11 protein-coding genes are annotated in these 16,327 nt (G+C 62.8%); 6 read left to right on the top strand and 5 right to left on the bottom strand.

Annotation, left to right across the window (positions count from 1 at the left end; genetic code table 11):
- Positions 1–78 precede the first annotated feature (78 nt).
- The 4 genes from P0Y59_19805 to P0Y59_19790 all read left to right on the top strand — a co-directional run bounded on the left by P0Y59_19805 (position 79) and on the right by P0Y59_19790 (position 7,589).
- Positions 79–3,303, top strand: a complete 3,225-nt coding sequence (locus P0Y59_19805; protein WEJ99160.1) for an efflux RND transporter permease subunit — start codon at positions 79–81, stop codon at positions 3,301–3,303.
- Complete coding sequence (locus P0Y59_19800; GenBank protein ID WEJ99159.1) at positions 3,296–4,459, top strand: efflux RND transporter periplasmic adaptor subunit; 1,164 nt, start codon at positions 3,296–3,298, stop codon at positions 4,457–4,459. The genes P0Y59_19805 and P0Y59_19800 overlap by 8 nt, the downstream gene beginning before the upstream one ends.
- Positions 4,452–5,906, top strand: coding sequence for an efflux transporter outer membrane subunit (locus P0Y59_19795; protein ID WEJ99158.1), 1,455 nt, complete (start codon positions 4,452–4,454; stop codon positions 5,904–5,906). Before P0Y59_19800 ends, P0Y59_19795 begins: the two co-directional genes overlap by 8 nt.
- A gap of 360 nt (positions 5,907–6,266) precedes the next feature.
- Positions 6,267–7,589 carry a cation:proton antiporter gene (locus tag P0Y59_19790; protein WEK02628.1) on the top strand — a complete coding sequence of 441 codons (1,323 nt, stop codon included), beginning with the start codon at positions 6,267–6,269 and terminating at the stop codon, positions 7,587–7,589.
- 57 nt (positions 7,590–7,646) lie between these two features.
- On the opposite strand, the gene P0Y59_19785 is transcribed toward P0Y59_19790, so the two are convergent.
- The 5 genes from P0Y59_19785 to P0Y59_19765 form a co-directional block, all read right to left on the bottom strand.
- Positions 7,647–8,528: a phytanoyl-CoA dioxygenase family protein gene (locus P0Y59_19785; protein ID WEJ99157.1), complete on the bottom strand. Its 882-nt coding sequence runs from the start codon at positions 8,526–8,528 to the stop codon at positions 7,647–7,649.
- Positions 8,529–8,721: 193 nt separating this feature from the next.
- Positions 8,722–9,081, bottom strand: coding sequence for a hypothetical protein (locus P0Y59_19780; GenBank protein ID WEJ99156.1), 360 nt, complete (start codon positions 9,079–9,081; stop codon positions 8,722–8,724).
- Positions 9,082–9,346: 265 nt separating this feature from the next.
- On the bottom strand, positions 9,347–10,231 hold the full coding sequence (locus tag P0Y59_19775; protein ID WEJ99155.1) for an HlyD family efflux transporter periplasmic adaptor subunit: 885 nt from the start codon (positions 10,229–10,231) through the stop codon (positions 9,347–9,349).
- A gap of 15 nt (positions 10,232–10,246) precedes the next feature.
- Positions 10,247–10,957 carry an ABC transporter ATP-binding protein gene (locus tag P0Y59_19770; GenBank protein WEJ99154.1) on the bottom strand — a complete coding sequence of 237 codons (711 nt, stop codon included), beginning with the start codon at positions 10,955–10,957 and terminating at the stop codon, positions 10,247–10,249.
- A gap of 1,147 nt (positions 10,958–12,104) precedes the next feature.
- The gene (locus tag P0Y59_19765) at positions 12,105–13,244 is read right to left on the bottom strand and encodes a radical SAM protein (GenBank protein WEJ99153.1); all 1,140 of its coding nucleotides are present in this window, start codon (positions 13,242–13,244) and stop codon (positions 12,105–12,107) included.
- Positions 13,245–13,530: 286 nt separating this feature from the next.
- Here P0Y59_19765 and P0Y59_19760 point away from each other — a divergent pair, with 286 nt between their 5' ends.
- Both P0Y59_19760 and P0Y59_19755 read left to right on the top strand, forming a co-directional pair.
- On the top strand, positions 13,531–14,259 hold the full coding sequence (locus tag P0Y59_19760; protein ID WEJ99152.1) for a hypothetical protein: 729 nt from the start codon (positions 13,531–13,533) through the stop codon (positions 14,257–14,259).
- Positions 14,260–14,282: 23 nt separating this feature from the next.
- Positions 14,283–16,316, top strand: a complete 2,034-nt coding sequence (locus tag P0Y59_19755; GenBank protein ID WEJ99151.1) for a beta-ketoacyl synthase N-terminal-like domain-containing protein — start codon at positions 14,283–14,285, stop codon at positions 16,314–16,316.
- Positions 16,317–16,327: the final 11 nt, after the last annotated feature.

The following is a 16,327-nucleotide window of genomic DNA, read 5'->3' as shown; positions in this document are numbered from 1 at the left end:
GCCAATGGCGCGCCGCAGCGCCTCCCCCGTCGCCCAGACGGCGCGCCGTTGGCACCTTAGAACAATATCGGGGCAGCCATGCTTCAGCTCGTCAAGCTCGCGCTCAGCAAACCCTATACATTCGTGGTCCTGGCCATATTGATCCTGCTCGGCGGAACCATCGCGTGGTTCCGGACCCCGACCGACATCTTCCCCGACATCAAGATACCGGTGATCGCCGCCGTATGGACCTATCGCGGCCTGCCGCCGCAGGACATGGCCGGCCGGGTCGTCTATTATTACGAACGCCAGCTATCGACGTCGGTGAACGACATCGATCATGTCGAGAGCCAGTCGCTGTCGGGTGTCGGCATCGTCAAGATCTTCTTCCGTCCCGGCGTCGATATCCGGACCGCCACCGCCCAGGTGACCTCGGTATCGCAAACGGTGCTGAAGCAGATGCCGCCCGGCATCACACCCCCGCTCATCCTGAACTACAACGCATCGACGGTGCCGATCCTGCAGCTCGCACTCTCGTCCGGCGACCTCACCGAGCAGAAGATCTACGATCTGGGCCAGAACTTCATCCGGCCGGCGCTCGCTTCGGTCCAGGGCGCCGCGATCCCGTCACCTTATGGCGGCAAGGAACGCCAGATCCAGATCGACCTCGATCCGGCCGCACTACAGGCGCGCCACCTCTCGGCGACCGATGTCGGAACGGCCCTTGCCGCGCAAAACCAGATTGTACCCGCGGGTACGACCAAGATCGGTCAGTATGAGTATAATTTCCGGCTGAACAACAGCCCGGAGGTGATCGAGCAGCTCAACGACCTGCCGATCAAGACGGTCGATGGCAGCACTGTCTATATGCGCGATGTCGCACATGTCCGCGACGGCTCTCCGCCACAGCGCAACGTGGTACGGGTCGATGGCGGCAGGGCCGTCCTGATGACCATCCTCAAAAGCGGATCGGCCTCGACGATCGCGATCGTCGACCAGGTCACGGCGCTGCTCCCCAAGCTCAAGGAAACGCTGCCGCCGAACCTGCTCGTGGCGCCGCTGTCGGACCAGTCGCTGTTCGTCAAGGCGGCTGTTTCCGGCGTGATCCGCGAGGGCGTGCTCGCGGCCGCGCTCACCTCGCTGATGATCCTTCTGTTCCTCGGCTCCTGGCGGTCGACGGTCATCATCGCCGCGTCGATCCCGCTTGCGGTCCTGGCAGCCATCGCTGGGCTGGCGATTATGGGCGAGACGCTCAACATCATGACGCTGGGCGGACTCGCGCTCGCGGTCGGTATCCTCGTCGACGACGCCACGGTGACGATCGAGAACATCAACTGGCATCTGGAGCAGGGAAAGCCAGTTCGTCAGTCGATCCTCGACGGTGCCGAACAGATCGTCCAGCCAGCCTTCGTATCGCTGCTCTGCATCTGCATTGCCTTTGTTCCGATGTTTTTCCTGCCGGGAATCGCGGGATATCTGTTCGCGCCGATGGCCAAGGCGGTGGTGTTCGCCATGATCGCCTCCTTCGTCCTGTCGCGCACGCTGGTGCCGACGATGGGCAACTACCTGCTACGCGACCATGCGTCCGAATTTACCGCTGCGCAGATGGTCAGCCACGACGCCGGCGCTGGCAGGCCCCGCACGCGTAATCCCTTTCGTCGTTTCCAGCACGGCTTTGAGACGAGGTTCGAACGCCTGCGCCACTATTACGTCGCAACCCTCGCCTTCGCGCTGGCGCGGCGACGCCATTTTGTGCCCGGCTTTCTCGCGGTCGTCCTCCTGTCGTTCGCGCTGATCCCGCTGCTTGGCCGAAACTTCTTTCCGACCGTCGATGCCGGCCAGATCAATCTTCATGTTCGCGCGCCGGTAGGAACGAGGATCGAGGAGACGGCGGCGCTCTTCGACCATATCGAGGATGGTATCCGCCAGGTGGTGCCGCGCGATCAACTGGCGTCGATCGTCGACAATATCGGCCTGCCGGTCAGCGGCATCAATCGCGCTTATTCCAATACCGGCGGCGTCGGCCCTCAGGACGGCGATATTCTGATCACCCTGAACAAGGATCATGCGCCGACCGCGGACTATCTGCACGCGCTGCGCAAGCGGCTGCCCGATGAATTTCCCGGGTCGACCTTCTCCTTCCTGCCGGCCGACATCATCAGCCAGATCCTGAACTTCGGCGCGCCGGCGCCGATCGACGTGATGGTCACCGGGCCTGACACCAAGGCGAACGAAGCCTATGCCGATGAACTGGTGGTCGCCATGCGCCACATCGCCGGGATCGCCGATGTGCGCCTCCAGCAGGCGAACGATTATCCCGAACTCAGCTTCTCGGTCGATCGCAGCAGGGCCGACCGTATGGGCATCACCGAGAATGACGTCACCAAGAGCGTGGCGGTCAACCTCGCCGGAAGCTTCCAGGTTGCGCCCGCCTTCTGGCTTAATCCGAAGAATGGCGTCTCCTATCCGATCGTCGTCCAGGCACCGCAATATCGCATCGATTCGATGTCCAAGATGCAGAATATTCCCGTCACCGGATCAGGTGCTGACCAGTTCCAGCTGCTCGGCGCGCTTGGTACGATGAAGCGCCAGCCGTCACCCGCCGTCGTCTCGCATTATGCGGTTCAGCCGTCCTACGACGTCTACGCAACGACACAGGGTCGCGATCTCGGCGCGGTGGCGGGCGAAATCCAGCGGGTGATCGACGCGCATGCGAAGGATCTTCCCAAGGGCGCCTCGGTAAACCTGCGCGGCCAGGTGGAGACCATGAACACCGCCTTCACCGGCCTGTTGCTGGGCCTGCTCGGCGCGATCGCGCTGATCTACCTGCTGATTGTCGTCAACTTCCAGTCCTGGATCGATCCGTTCGTCATCATCTCCGCGCTACCGGCTGCGCTGGCCGGCATCATATGGATGCTGTTCGCAACCCACACGCCGCTCTCGGTCCCCGCGCTTACCGGCGCGATCATGTGCATGGGCGTGGCGACGGCCAATAGCGTTCTGGTAGTCACCTTCGCGCGTGAGCGGCTCGCAGTAACCGGCGATGCCGCGCTTGCCGCCGCCGAAGCCGGCGCGACCCGGTTCCGGCCCGTCCTGATGACCGCCCTTGCGATGATCATCGGCATGGCGCCGATGGCGCTCGGCTTTGGCGAAGGCGGAGAACAGAACGCGCCGCTTGGCCGCGCGGTGATCGGCGGCCTGATCTGCGCGACCATCGCCACGCTCGTCTTCGTGCCCGTGCTGTTCGCGATGGCGCACCGCAAGGTTCGCCCAGCAAGCGCACCCCATCCCCCAATTCCAGATGGAGTTATCGTCCATGCCTGATGCCACGCCGATCGAGGCGACCCACGCGCCCAAAGGGTTGAAGGCAGCCGGGATCGCCGCCGCCTTCGTCGCAGCCGGGGTGGTCGCCTTTGGCGTGATGACACGCGCCGCGGATGCCGGCCTCGCGCAGAAATGGTCGGACGACCGATCGATCCCAACAGTCCATCTGGTGCCGGCGACCGCATCGTCGGCCTCCAACGCGTTGACGCTGCCGGGGACGATGGAGGCTTGGGAAGCGGCCAAGCTTTATGCTCGCGCGCCCGGTTATGTGAAGGCATGGTACCGCGATATCGGCGCGATGGTTCCTGCCGGAGCTCCGCTCGGCCTTGTCGACACGCCGGAGCTGGACGAGCAGATTCTGCAGGCCCGTGCCGACCTCACCAGCGCGCGTGCGGCAACCACGCTGTCCCGGGACACCGCCGCGCGCTGGAACGACCTCCTGACCACCAACTCGGTGTCGAGACAGGAAGCCGACGAGAAGAATGGCGACCTCGCCGTCAAGCGGGCCGCGGTACAGGCAGCCCAGGCCAATCTCGGCCGATTGCTTGCGCAAAAGGCTTTCGCCACGGTGCGCGCGCCCTTCGCCGGCGTCATCACCGCCCGCGCCGCCGATATCGGTGACCTAGTCGGCCCCGGCGCGACGAACCAGCAGCCTCTCTTCGCGCTGGCGAGCATCGGCCGTATCCGGATCTATGTCAGCGTACCGCAGGCCTATTCGGCGACGATGACCCCGGGGCTGACCGCGACGATGATGCTTCCGGAATTTCCGGAACGCCACTTCACCGCGCGGATCGTGGGTGATGCGCATGCCATCAATCCGCAGTCGGGCACGCTGCAGGTGCAACTGGTTGCCGACAATCCGGGCGGTGCGCTGAAGCCCGGCGGCTATGCACAGGTACAGTTCGAGGTGCCCGGAGGGGGCGGTGCGGCCCAGATCCCGTCGACCGCGCTGATCTTCCGGGCACAGGGGACACAGGTCGCCCTGGTCGGTCCTGACGGGCGGGTGCGATTGCAGGCGGTGACACTTGGTCGCGACCTTGGCGCGACCGTGGAGGTCAAGGCGGGTCTTCTGGCTGGCGCGAAGGTCATCGACAATCCACCGGACTCGGTCGCCAACGGCGAACTGGTTCGGGTGGGAACGACGCATCATGCCTGAGCGCGCATGGTCTGCAATTGCCCTGGCCGTACTGGGCGGTCTGGCCGGATGTTCGATGGCACCAGCTTACCGGCCCCCTGCCATCGCGGCACCACCGGCGTTCAAGGAGGCGGGCGCGTGGCTGCCCGCCGATCCGGCAAGCGGGCGTCCACAGGACGCGTGGTGGACATCCTTTGGTGACCCGGCACTCGACCGGCTCGAACAGCAACTGGTGGCGGGCAATCCGACCCTTGCGGGCGCCCTTGGCCGTTATGACGCAGCGCGGGCCTATCTCGCCCAGGCAAGGTCGAGCCTGTTGCCGACGATCGGTCTCGGGAGCGAGTTCGATCGCGATCGTCAGTCGAACGACCGACCGCTGCGTAGCGCCACCCAGCCAGACTTCTACTCCGCCGACACGATCAGCGGCAGTGTCGGCTACGAACTCGACCTGTGGGGCCGCGTCCGCAACAGCGTCGCCGCCGGCAAGGCGGAAGCCGCAGCCAGCGCTGACGATGTCGCGGCCATTCGGCTCAATCTCGGCGGCGAGCTTGCCAGCGCCTATATCGCGCTTCGCGGCCAGGATCAGCAGATCGCCCTGCTGGCGAGCACGGTCGAAGATTATGGCCAGGCGGACGCCCTGACGCAGCGGCGCTTCCGGGGCGGCATCGCATCCGGGGTCGATACCGGTCGGTCGGGATCGCAGTTGGCCGAGGCCGAGGCCCAGCTTGCCGACGTCCGCGCGCAACGGGCGTTGACCGAACACGCCATCGCAAGCCTGGTCGGCGCGCCCGCGTCGGGCTTCGCGATTGAGCCGGCACCGGACAGCCTGACGATGCCCGTCACGCCGATCGGCGTTCCTTCGACGCTGCTGCAGCGTCGTCCGGATGTGGCGGCGGCGGAACGGCGGATGATCGCCGCCAATGCCGAGATCGGCGTTGCGCGCGCGGCTTTTTTCCCGTCGATCTCGCTCGGTGGCCAGGGTGGATTTCAGAGCACCGCTCTTTCCGGCCTCATCAGCGCGCCGAACCTGTTCTGGTCAGTCGGCCCAACTATGGTCGCCAGCCTCTTCGACGGCGGTCGAAGGCGAGCGCAGGTGGCAGTTGCACAGGCGAACTGGACCCTGGCAACGGCACGGTATCGCGCGAGTGCCCTGAAGGCATTTCAGGACGTCGAGGACAGCCTGTCGCAACTGCATCTGCTCGGTGAGGAGAACGCGGCCGAGCAACGTGCTTCGGCAAAGGCGACCCAGGTCGAAACCCTGTCGCTCAACCGCTATGTGAAGGGGGCTGTGACCTATCTCGATGTCGTGACGGCACAGGCAACCGCGCTGCGGGTTCGCCGCGCGGCGATCGACCTCTCGACGCGCCGGTTGCAGGCGAGCGTGCAGCTCGTGAGGGCGGTTGGCGGCGGGTGGGACGAAGCCGCGCCCGCCCCCGCGCAACCCAACACGACAAGTCGCTCGCGGTAGATCCGGCAGGTAGCGAAAATCGATCCGATGTGGATGACCACCATCGGATCCGCCACCTCGCCCGCACGCCCTCGAGGTTCGCTCAATATCAGAAGCGAACCCCTAAATCGTCGGATCAGGTATGGAAACTCGCCTCGGGGCGGCCGCCATGTCGGCCACTCACCCGGACCGTCCCTCGGAACGGTGCTCCGCGTTGACGGGCTCCTGATTCCGGCAAGGACGCTGTTGGGCTTTGAGGTCTATGTGGCGATGCTGACTTCTGCGTCGGCTTGTCGGGATAGGTCCGCGAATGCAAAACAACGGAAAGGAAATCTCCGCCGGGTTAATCTTGCCGGTCGGCGTCAAACTGCTAATGAAGATATGCTAGGAAGGAAAAGATCTTTGACGCCTGCAGAACTGAGCATCACCTTCTTCATTCAGCTGTTCGTGATTGTTGCGGTAGCGCGCGTGGTGGGCTGGTTCTGTCAGCGCTTCCTCGGTCAGCCACAGGTTGTCGGCGAGATGATCGCCGGCGTTCTGCTTGGGCCCTCGCTCCTAGGATTGGTGCTGCCGGATCTCAGCGCGCTGCTTTTCCCCGCTCAGTCGAAGCCGATCCTCTTCGTCATCGCCCAGCTGGGAATCGGTCTCTATATGTTCCTCGTCGGACTCGGGTTCGACCGCGACCATTTCCGCAGCAACCTTGGCAGTGCCGGCGCGATTTCTTTGTCGGGGGTTACCGCGCCTTTCGTGATGGCAATGGGACTGGCGCCATGGCTCCTGAGCGAAGGGCTGTTCGCGCCCCGCATATCGCGGGCCGAGGCGACGTTGTTCCTGGGCGCCTGTATGGCAATCACGGCTTTTCCGATGCTGGCACGCATCATTCACGAACGTGGCATCTCGCGATCCCCGCTCGGCACGCTGTCGTTATCGGCGGGAGCTATCGACGACGCCTGCGCCTGGGCCGTGCTGGCGGTCGTGCTCGCGACGCTCGGCGCGGGCGCGGGCGTCGCGATCAAGGCGATCGGCGGCGCACTGGCCTTTGCGGCGTTCATGGTTCTTGCCGGGCCGCGGCTGTTCGCCCGTTTCGCACCGGCAGTCGAGGCGCGGGGCGGGGTCGACAACGGGTTGCTCGGCGCGGTGCTGATGCTGTTTCTGCTGTCCGCCTTCGCGATGGATTCGGCGGGAATGCATGCCGTGTTCGGCGGGTTTCTACTGGGCACGGCCATGCCGCGCGGCCGTTTCGTCCGGGAAATCCGTGCCAAGCTGGAGCCGGTCACCACCGTCCTGCTCGTGCCGGTTTTTTTCACCTATTCCGGGCTCAACACCAAACTCGATGTGATGAGCGATCCCGCGCTGTTCGTGATCGCCGTGGCAATACTTGGGGCGTCGATCTCGGCGAAGTTCGGCGCCTGTTGGGCGGCGGCGCGGCTTACCGGTCAGGACAATCGCACCGCGCTCGGCATCGGCGCGCTGATGAACGCACGCGGACTGATGGAGCTTATCATCATCAATATCGGCCTTCAGCAAGGACTGATCGGGGTCGAACTGTTTTCGATCCTGGCGCTGATGGCGGTCGTGACCACCTTCATGGCCTCGCCACTGTTCGAGCTGGTCTATGGACGGCAAGCGCGCGCAGCTGGCCAGTTGGGCCAGCTGGTCGACGACGCGGAGCCGCCGACAAAGGTCCCTGCGACCAATCGATAGCTCCGCAGTTCCGCGACCTACGACAGGTGCCAGCTGCCTTTCATCGCGGGTTTTTCCTCAGGTATAGACAAGACGGAGGAGCAGCCGGTCAGCCGACTCCGGGGTCGTCGCGCGATGATAGGTGGAGTTGTCCATCAAGAACCCGCTTCCCGCCTTGCCCTCTATCATCGTCTCGTTCTCGCTTCCATAATATCGCTGCAGCACTTCCACCGGTTGCGAATAGCTGAACAGCATGGGCCAGGTTTTTTTCTTATGCGAGTGCTTGAACATCACGTGTGCTCCTGACGTTCGATCGGTGTCGGTGATGTAGAAAGCGACCATTATGAAGTTGTGGCCGTGAAGATCGAAGTGATAGTCGATCGCATTTCCCTGCCTCATCTGCTCTTCCGGGCTGAGCTTCGTCGCGAAGCTCCAATACAGCTCCAGGTCGCTTAGTCGTTTGGGCGAATATCCCAGATACCGGCTGACGATCTCAAGGATCAGGGGATCGTTGACAATCCGGGAGACGCACTCATGCTTGAGAAGCTGGCGCTTTCTTCGTTTGTAAGCCGTGCCGAGGGTCACCATCTCACCGTCTGCCAGACGCCCGCCCTCCGCCACCTCGGATTTGAGGAACGGTCTCGACCGAACCGAGTTCTGCAACGGGAGCCGACCTGCCAGACTATGGATCTCCGCGACCAGATCCGCGGGAAGATCGAGGCCCAGCGAAACGCCTTCTTTTCGAAGCTCTTCGACGCTGCGATCTGCATCGAAGCCGTGGAAGATGCTATCATGCCGTGGCCGGAACGACGTTTCGCGCTCGCGGTCCCATTCCCGACCGAACAGACCGGCAGATTGGCGGAGGCGCTGCACGCGGCTGTAGGCGATACGATAGGTTCGGAAGCGGGCCAGCACGAACATCGGACCGATCCGGAAGATTCGCCGGATGATCGTGTTCATCCGGATGGCCAGCTTGGCCTTATGCTTACGCCATGACCTGGGTAGCATGGTCACCTCAATACGATCGCCGTATGCGAAGTCGATTGCCGCAGAAGAGCGACGGCCGCAAACCCGCTTCGCCGCTCTCCAGGACAATGCTCATTACATGGCGTGCCTATGGCGCGCCGCGGATCACCCACGAATGGAGCGCGAATTACCCACGAACGGCTATCCTATGATCTTGAGCGAGGCGCGCAGTGTTCGGCAACACCAGGTCCAATCGTTCCACCTCGGAGAAAAGCCTCATTATGTCGATCTCACAATCGATCTCGGTCAGCGGCAGTTCGGCGTTGCGCTCCAGGCACGCGTTCACTGCATCGGCGTCGGTGCCATCGATATCGACATAATGGAGTTTGCCAGCCAGGCGACCATTCTTGCTCGCCCCGCCAATGCTGATCTTTGCAGGCCAGCCTTTTGCCGGCATCTTCGCATCGATGAAATCCAGGATGTTCAAATCGCCAAAACCGGACACCTCCACGGTGCCGGTTTTTCCTGCTTTCGAGGAACCAGTCATTTGCCTCTCCTCTGTTATCGGAATCACACTAAGGATGCCGCAGGTTCAGTGCGGCCACACCACACGTCGGCCAAGAACAGACGCTCAATTTTGGGAGATTAGCCTATTCTCTCCAGAACTCTATCACTATACCTGCAACAGCAGCCTGATGCAATAAGACGACCTCGTTAGACTGGACCGACCCTGGCCGGCGATACGCGAACTCTCTGCTCACCGTCCTTTACCGATCCGTGTCTCCCACTGGCGCCTCGGCCGTGCCTGCGGATCATTCGAACCGCACGAGCACGCGCTGGCCGATCAGCAGATCCGTGCTCCTGGTCTGGACGATCACCTCGACCACACGTTCATCGGTGAGCTGGCTGGCCTGATCCGATTGCAGGCGACGCGCTCCGAATATCGGCGCGATCCGCTTTACCGTGCCGGAGATGCTGGCCGACCGCTCGTTCTCCGGCGAGATTTTGACTGCCTGCCCGGCGCGGATGGATCGCAAGGCCGTTTCGGTGACTTCGGCGCGCACGATGCGCGGCGTGTTCGGGACGATCGTGAAGAGGACCGATACGTTGAGGGTCGAGACCCCCGTACCTACCGATGCGAAGCTCTGTGCAACGGTTCCGTCGGCCGGGGATCTGACCAGCCTCTGATCGCGCTCGAAAACCGCTCTGCGCATAGCCGCGCGCGCCTTGGCCAGCGCGGCTTCCGATTCGCGCACGCGCAGCCGGGCCAGATTTGCGTCATCCCTTGCCAGGTCGGCGGTGACGCCGGCCACGGCGCGCTTGCCCCGCAGGCTGTCCAGTCTGGAATATTCGCGAGCCTTGGCCGTCGCTTCCAGCCTCGCCTGGTCGAGCTTCGTCCTGGCAAGCGCGATGTCGGCCTCGCTTTCGGTGACGGCGATCGCCTGTCCGTCGAATTCGAGCTGCGCCAGGGGCTGGCCTTTGGTTACCCTTTCGCCCTCCTGGACATAGATGGCGGAGACGGTTCCCGGCGTCTTGGCGGCCGCCGCGATCAATCCACCTTCGACATCGACGCGGCCATTGGCCACGGCGGCCGACCGGCCCATGGTCTTGGCCGGCACGAAAGTCTCTTCACCAGGCACCTCGTTCGAGCAGGCGCCGAGAATGCAGAGTGCCGGGAGGATCGCGAAAGCTCTCATTCTCCGACAGTGGCTTCAGGCGGGAAAGCGCTTGGTTTGAACGACTCGGCCGTCGGCCATTTCCACGATCCGGTCGGCGCTTTGCTGAAGCTTGGTATCATGGGTGACGACTATTACGGCGGCGTTGCGGTTGCGCGATGCAACGCGCAGCAATTCGATGATCCGGGCGGCATTTTCCGAGTCCAGGGCCGAACTCGGTTCGTCTGCGAAGACCAGGCTCGGCTCCTTCACCAATGCGCGCGCGATCGCCACCCGCTGCTTCTCGCCGCCGGACATCTCCGCCGGACGGAGGGCGAGCTTGCCGCTCAGGCCGACTTCGTCCAGCGCCGCGCGCGCGCGCTCGCGTGCCTCTGTCCGGCTGAAGCCGAGATACCGTACGACGAGTGCGACCTGTTCGACGGCATTCAAGGCGGGGAACAAATTGAAGCCCTGAAAGACGAAACCGCAATGTCGAAGGCGAAAGGCATCGATGCGGCTAGGCGGCATGCGCCAGAGGTCTTCGCCAAGCGCATTCACTTCACCGCTATCCGGCCTCAGCAGCCCGGACACCGCCGCCAACAGCGTCGATTTGCCCGACCCGGAGGGGCCAATCACCATCGTCATCTCTCCGGCCATGGCCTCGAAGTCGACCCCGGAAAGCACGACGGTACGCTCTCCGCCCGTCGTGTAGGACTTCTGCAGGCCGGTTGCCCGGATGGCAGGCTGCCGATCGGAATTGGCGGTCATCTCAGCAATTCCGCAGGGTCCGATCGTTTTAGCAGCTGGATCGACATAACGGCGGCAATGACGGCGATGACCAGCGACACCACGAAGATGATGAAAAACGGCCAGACGGGATAGGCCATCGGCAAACCTATCCGCTTGGCGATCAGCGACACCGCCAGGAAAATCGCCACCGCTGCAAGATATCCGAACGCAACCAACCAGAGGCTGAGCTCGATCACGATCAACCGCAAAGCGTTCATCGGCACCCCGAGCGCCAGCAGTGCTCCGAACTCGGCGAGCCGCGCGGCGATCGCTCCCTTGAGCGTCTGCCAGGCGATGACGGACCCGACGAGCGCGCCGAAGCTTACCAGGAATATCAGGACGATGCCGAGAATGCCGCCGTTCAAGAACAGGTCGGACTGATTGGCCTGCGCCAGTTCATCCTTTTCCCACGCGCGCACCGCCCCGTCGACCTGGCGCTCGATCCGTTCACCCACGGTCCTGACGTCCGTGCCCTGAGCCACTCTGACCAGCAACGCGTTGACGTGCAGGTCCGCAGGATTGAGCAGCCCGATCTCCTCCGCTGTACGGCGCGAAGCGAACACGATCGCCCTGCCGTTGGCGTTGGGGAATCCGTCCGCAATTCCGGCGACGGTCACGACCCGGCCGTTGATCGCCGCCTTGCCGCCGAGCCTGGCATCGAGCTTGCGGAAACTGGTCCGGTCGATGGCGACGGTCAGCGGCATTTGCAGCCCGGCGATCGTCCGCTCGCTGAACGATTTCGGCATCGTCAGCGAGCCGGGCGCGACATCGATCGCTGCGACCAGAACGCCGGTCCGCGATCCGCCCTGCTCGATCCCCTCGTCGGAGACGGCGCTCCAATCGGCGCCGTGCACGGGAAGGTCGGCCACCTCCGTCACACCGGACGCCGTCAGAATGGCGGGCAGCAAGCGCTTGGGTATGTCGCCTGCATCGAACCAGCTTTTCGCGTTCCGGTCCAGCACGACAAGATCGGCAGGGGTCGAGTTCGTCAGCCGCGAATACGATTCCGAGACGCCGCTGAACAGACCAGTGAAACAGATGATCAAGGCGCAGCAAAACGCTATGGAAAGTATCGCCGCAGAGTAACGCCGCCACTCGAAGGTGATCATGCGCAAGGCGAGTGTCATCAAATCCCCAAGCTCGCATATTCGCGTTGCTGCAGGCCGGCGGATCCCGCCCGATCGCCGGAATGGGCTTTTGACCGCGCATGGATCCGCGGCAGCATCTCGCTGAATTCTCCTGCCGGGATCAATCCGCACGCCCCATAGAACACCGTCATTGTCGACAGCCAGGAGAAGAAATCCGCGTGGCTGGCGAGGTGCTTCTCCATCGCCATGCCGATCCAGGAGAGATGTGCCCAGACGTCGAAGCACGTGCTGCAATCACGCGAATCACCGACGCAGCACCGCCGCGGTTCGCCAAGATCGGGGCCATAGGCGTTGAAGAAAGGGTTGTAGCTCTTGCCGTTGCGCAGGCGGCCAGCATTCTGCGGAGCATCAACCGACACGCTGCCGCACACGTCATAGCCCCAGGATTCGCCCAGCATCCTGCCGCTGGTCACGACCTCATTTATATAGCGCGACATGCAGATCGCCTGAGGATGGCGATCGATCATCCGGTCGACGAAGCGATACGCCGGATCGAAACCGCCGGCGTGGCTCAGATCGTCCCCAAGACCCTGGAGATCGCCATAAAAGTTGAATGCGACCAGCTGGCCATTGGCCACGCAGGCATCCACGACTTCCACGGTTTCTGCCGGCGGTTTCGCAGGCAGGGTAATGTACCAGCGCGCCCGGTCGTCGCCGGCGAAATTTTTCAAAGCGCGGTCGAAGATGTCGATCTTTCCATAGCCGCGCAGTTCGCGATCGGTGGCCCGGTCGCCCCACATCGAAACGGCGATCGTAATGTCTTCCAGCCCTTCGCGCGGAATCGAACGCAGGCCGTTGGTGACGACCATGATCCGAAACGCTTTGGCCAGTTTCCTCAGACGATCGGGGCGCAGGCTCGGCTCGCCGCCGATGACGGTTACGAAGTTGATACCCCTGGATTTCTCACGCTGGATGAATTCGGCCAATGTGTCGTCGTCGGCCTCCCCGACATCATCCAAGGCTTCGGCGAAGAAATAGCATCCTTTGCACCGAAGATTGCAGATATGCGTTATATCAACCGAAATGGATCTAACGGGCCCCGCCGCCTTAGTTGCGGCCCACATCCGCGCGGTCAAAGGGTCTTTCAGATACCCATCAATTGTTGCGCGGATCGACAAAAATGCCTCTAATGAAGAACAGTAATTGCAAAGCACGGCATACGCGTACGCCTGGAGTACCGCAACGGAAATTTGGACGCAGCAACGCTATCAGATGAAAAGATGATTCGCGCGCGCGTGCGCGAAGTAAACAGGCACCCTGAGGCTACGGGCAGCCACCAAAACTCTCTGCCAACCCTTTTTGCATCGGAATCTCGTCCTAAAAACGGTTGAGAGCTGACTGGATCCTTGTTACCTCAATGAAACCCACGTGATGGGTTTATCTCACCAAGCCAGGAGAGAATTTATGAGAATCAAGGTCAAAAGAAGTGTTTCCGTCTACGAGGAGCACAGAAAGCCTTTCCTCACGCTCCTTCTGAACGCGTGCGAGGGTGCCCGTGAAGCCGTGGGCGTAAATCCCCGGCCGTACGTGAAGGCGGAGAGCGACGGCAAGACGTTCGACGTGATCATCACCACCGAATTCGACAGCATGGCCGAGTATGAAGAGAAGTTCCTTCATCAGCTGCTAAAGAACGACAGTTTCCTCGATGGTGCGGAATCCGCGGTCGGCATGATTGTCGATAATCCGCGCGACGAAATGTATGTCCGCCTGGAGCCAAACGACTATTTCATGCATCGCAAGGGCGAGTTCGAGCTCGAGAGGTTGGGCGACAGCGCACCGACCGAGCAGAAGAAGTATCTCGTCGAACGGATGTTCCGCGCGAAACCCGGTAAACTGCGCGAGATCATGGCACTAAACTTCAAGTTGATGGAAGAAGAATTCAAGAAAACCGGTGTTATGCCGAAATATTACTGCACCCGCTTCACCGCTGGTCGTATCGGCGCTTCCGAGCAGGAGCGGATGTTCAACGACGCGAACGAGCTGGACCGGCAAGTGCTCGATTACGATGACAAGTTCGATCATTCGTTGCTGAACAGCCCGATCGAAGATACCTATTATCGTCGGGTGGACGCCGAACTCATCGAGAGTTTCCAGAAGGAAAAGAAACCGGAAATTCTCGTTCCGCACATCTGATAGTCGAGCCGTAATCCGCTTTCATGCCTCAGGAAATTGCAATCATCGGGATGGCATGCAAGGCTCCGAAGGCCAATAGCTATCAGGATTTCTGGCAGTTGCTCGTGGCTGGTGAAACAGCCACGGGCGGCTGGCCGGAAGATAGGCGCCACCTGTCGCGGCTCTGGTCCGGGCCGGATGCCGGTTTCGCGGGCAAGGTACGGAATTTCACCAATTCCATGCGCGGCGGCTATCTGGACGATGTCGACATGTTCGACGCGCGTCTGTTCGGCATCTCGCCACGTGAAGCCCGTCTCATGGATCCGCAGCACCGATTGCTGATGGAGCAGAGCTGGCAGGCCCTGCTCGATGCCGCGATCGATCCGCGCACGCTTGCGGGATCGCAAACCGGCGTCTTCTTCGGATTGTGCTCCTACGATTACGGCTTGATCGGTCACGAGATGCCGGACCGGGTCAGCCCGTATTCGGCGCTGGGCGTGGCGCATTGCATTGCCTCCAATCACGTTTCCTATTCGCTCGGGTTCCACGGGCCCAGCATCACCGTTGATGCAGCCTGCGCCGCCTCGGCCATGGCAATCCATCTGGGGGTGCAGTCGCTGCTCAGCGGAGAATGCGACTTGGTGCTCGCCGGAGGGGCGAACCTGGTGCTCTCTCCGGTCGTGAACGTCAGCTTCGAAATGGCGGAAATGCTCTCTTCCCAGGGTCGCTGCGCCACCTTCGATCGCGCTGCGGACGGCTACGTCCGGGGCGAGGCGATCGGCGTGATCGCGCTCAAGCGCCTGGAGGATGCCGGCAACGACCCGATCCACGCGGTGATCAGCGCGACCGCGTCCAATCAGGACGGAAGGACCAGCTCGATCACCGTCCCTTCCGGCGCGGCGCAAGAGGCCTTGCTGCGCAGGTGCTATGACAAGGCCGGCGTCACGCCCGATGCGGTGACCTTCGTCGAGGCGCACGGCACGGGCACGCCCGTCGGCGATCCCATCGAGGCGAACGCGCTTTCGCGGGTCTTTTCCGGCCGCGAGACACCGTGCAGGATCGCGTCGCTAAAGGCGAATTTCGGACATGCCGAAGCCGCGGCCGGGATGCTCTCGACGATCAAGACCGCGCTGGCCCTGCAGAACCGCTTCCTGCCTCCGCATGTCGGTGCCACCGCTCCGATCACACCCTTCACTGACGCGGGGGCATCGATTGCCCTTGTCACGGACGGCGAGCGGCTGCACGCCGCCGCCGGTTCGCCGATCTTCGCCGGGATCAGCGCGTTCGGCTTCGGTGGGACCAACGTCCATCTGCTGTTACGAAGCCACGAGGCGGAGGGCGATTGGCAACCGCCTGCCGGTGACGGGCCGGCGACGATAACATTGTCGGCACATAGCGTGGACGCCCTCGATCAAGCGAGGGGATCTTGGGCGGACTATTTCGCGTCGCTCGACGCACGGGATTTCCAGCTCGCCGCCGCGATGACGCGGCGCGCATGCGGCGGGGAACGCTTTCGGATCGAGGTGGCGGCCACGTCCGCCCTGGAAGCCGCCGCGGCGCTCCGCGACGCCCCGATCGCTTCGAACCCGCCCGATACGAAGGACGAATTCTGCGACCTGCCGATCCGCCGGCGGCCGGCCAGCCCCCCTCCGGCCTATCCGTTCATGCGCAAGCGCTACTGGGCCTATGACTACGACAAAGCCCCAAGCTCGAACGGTAGGGAACCCGCAGACTCCGCGTCGGCAGCCAGCGCTGCGTTTCCGGAGGCGATGGCGCTCGATTTCAGCGCCGATTACATCGCCAATCATCGCATCGCGCAGACGGTTATAGTGCCGGGTGCATCGATCATGATGGCGATACGCAGCGCGCTCCTGCCCTATTGCAACGGAGATGCCCTGGAAATTCGGGACATGCGTTTCCGTTCGGCAATCATCGTCGATCCGGCTGCTGCTGCCGAAGGCTCCAGCACGACCCTGCGGCTCGCGAAGGAGGCCGACGATACCTACCGCGTCACCGTCGTCAGCGACGCAGACGGCGTGGTCCGCGCGGAAGGCTTGGCAGTCAGAAAGGCGCTGTGATGGACTTCAGC

The sequence above is a fragment of the Candidatus Sphingomonas phytovorans genome, from assembly GCA_029202385.1.
Classification (GTDB): Bacteria; Pseudomonadota; Alphaproteobacteria; order Sphingomonadales; family Sphingomonadaceae; genus Sphingomonas; species Sphingomonas phytovorans.
The sequence above is the reverse complement of the archived record's forward strand: the minus strand, read 5'-3'. Positions and strand labels throughout refer to the sequence as shown.

Coding starts and splice junctions, on each gene's coding strand:
- P0Y59_19805 (WEJ99160.1), top strand. CDS start 79: ATGCTTCAGCTCGTCAAGCTCGCGCTCAGCAAACCCTATACATTCGTG.
- P0Y59_19800 (WEJ99159.1), top strand. CDS start 3,296: ATGCCTGATGCCACGCCGATCGAGGCGACCCACGCGCCCAAAGGGTTG.
- P0Y59_19795 (WEJ99158.1), top strand. CDS start 4,452: ATGCCTGAGCGCGCATGGTCTGCAATTGCCCTGGCCGTACTGGGCGGT.
- P0Y59_19790 (WEK02628.1), top strand. CDS start 6,267: ATGCTAGGAAGGAAAAGATCTTTGACGCCTGCAGAACTGAGCATCACC.
- P0Y59_19785 (WEJ99157.1), bottom strand. CDS start 8,528: ATGAACACGATCATCCGGCGAATCTTCCGGATCGGTCCGATGTTCGTG.
- P0Y59_19780 (WEJ99156.1), bottom strand. CDS start 9,081: ATGACTGGTTCCTCGAAAGCAGGAAAAACCGGCACCGTGGAGGTGTCC.
- P0Y59_19775 (WEJ99155.1), bottom strand. CDS start 10,231: ATGAGAGCTTTCGCGATCCTCCCGGCACTCTGCATTCTCGGCGCCTGC.
- P0Y59_19770 (WEJ99154.1), bottom strand. CDS start 10,957: ATGACCGCCAATTCCGATCGGCAGCCTGCCATCCGGGCAACCGGCCTG.
- P0Y59_19760 (WEJ99152.1), top strand. CDS start 13,531: ATGAGAATCAAGGTCAAAAGAAGTGTTTCCGTCTACGAGGAGCACAGA.
- P0Y59_19755 (WEJ99151.1), top strand. CDS start 14,283: ATGCCTCAGGAAATTGCAATCATCGGGATGGCATGCAAGGCTCCGAAG.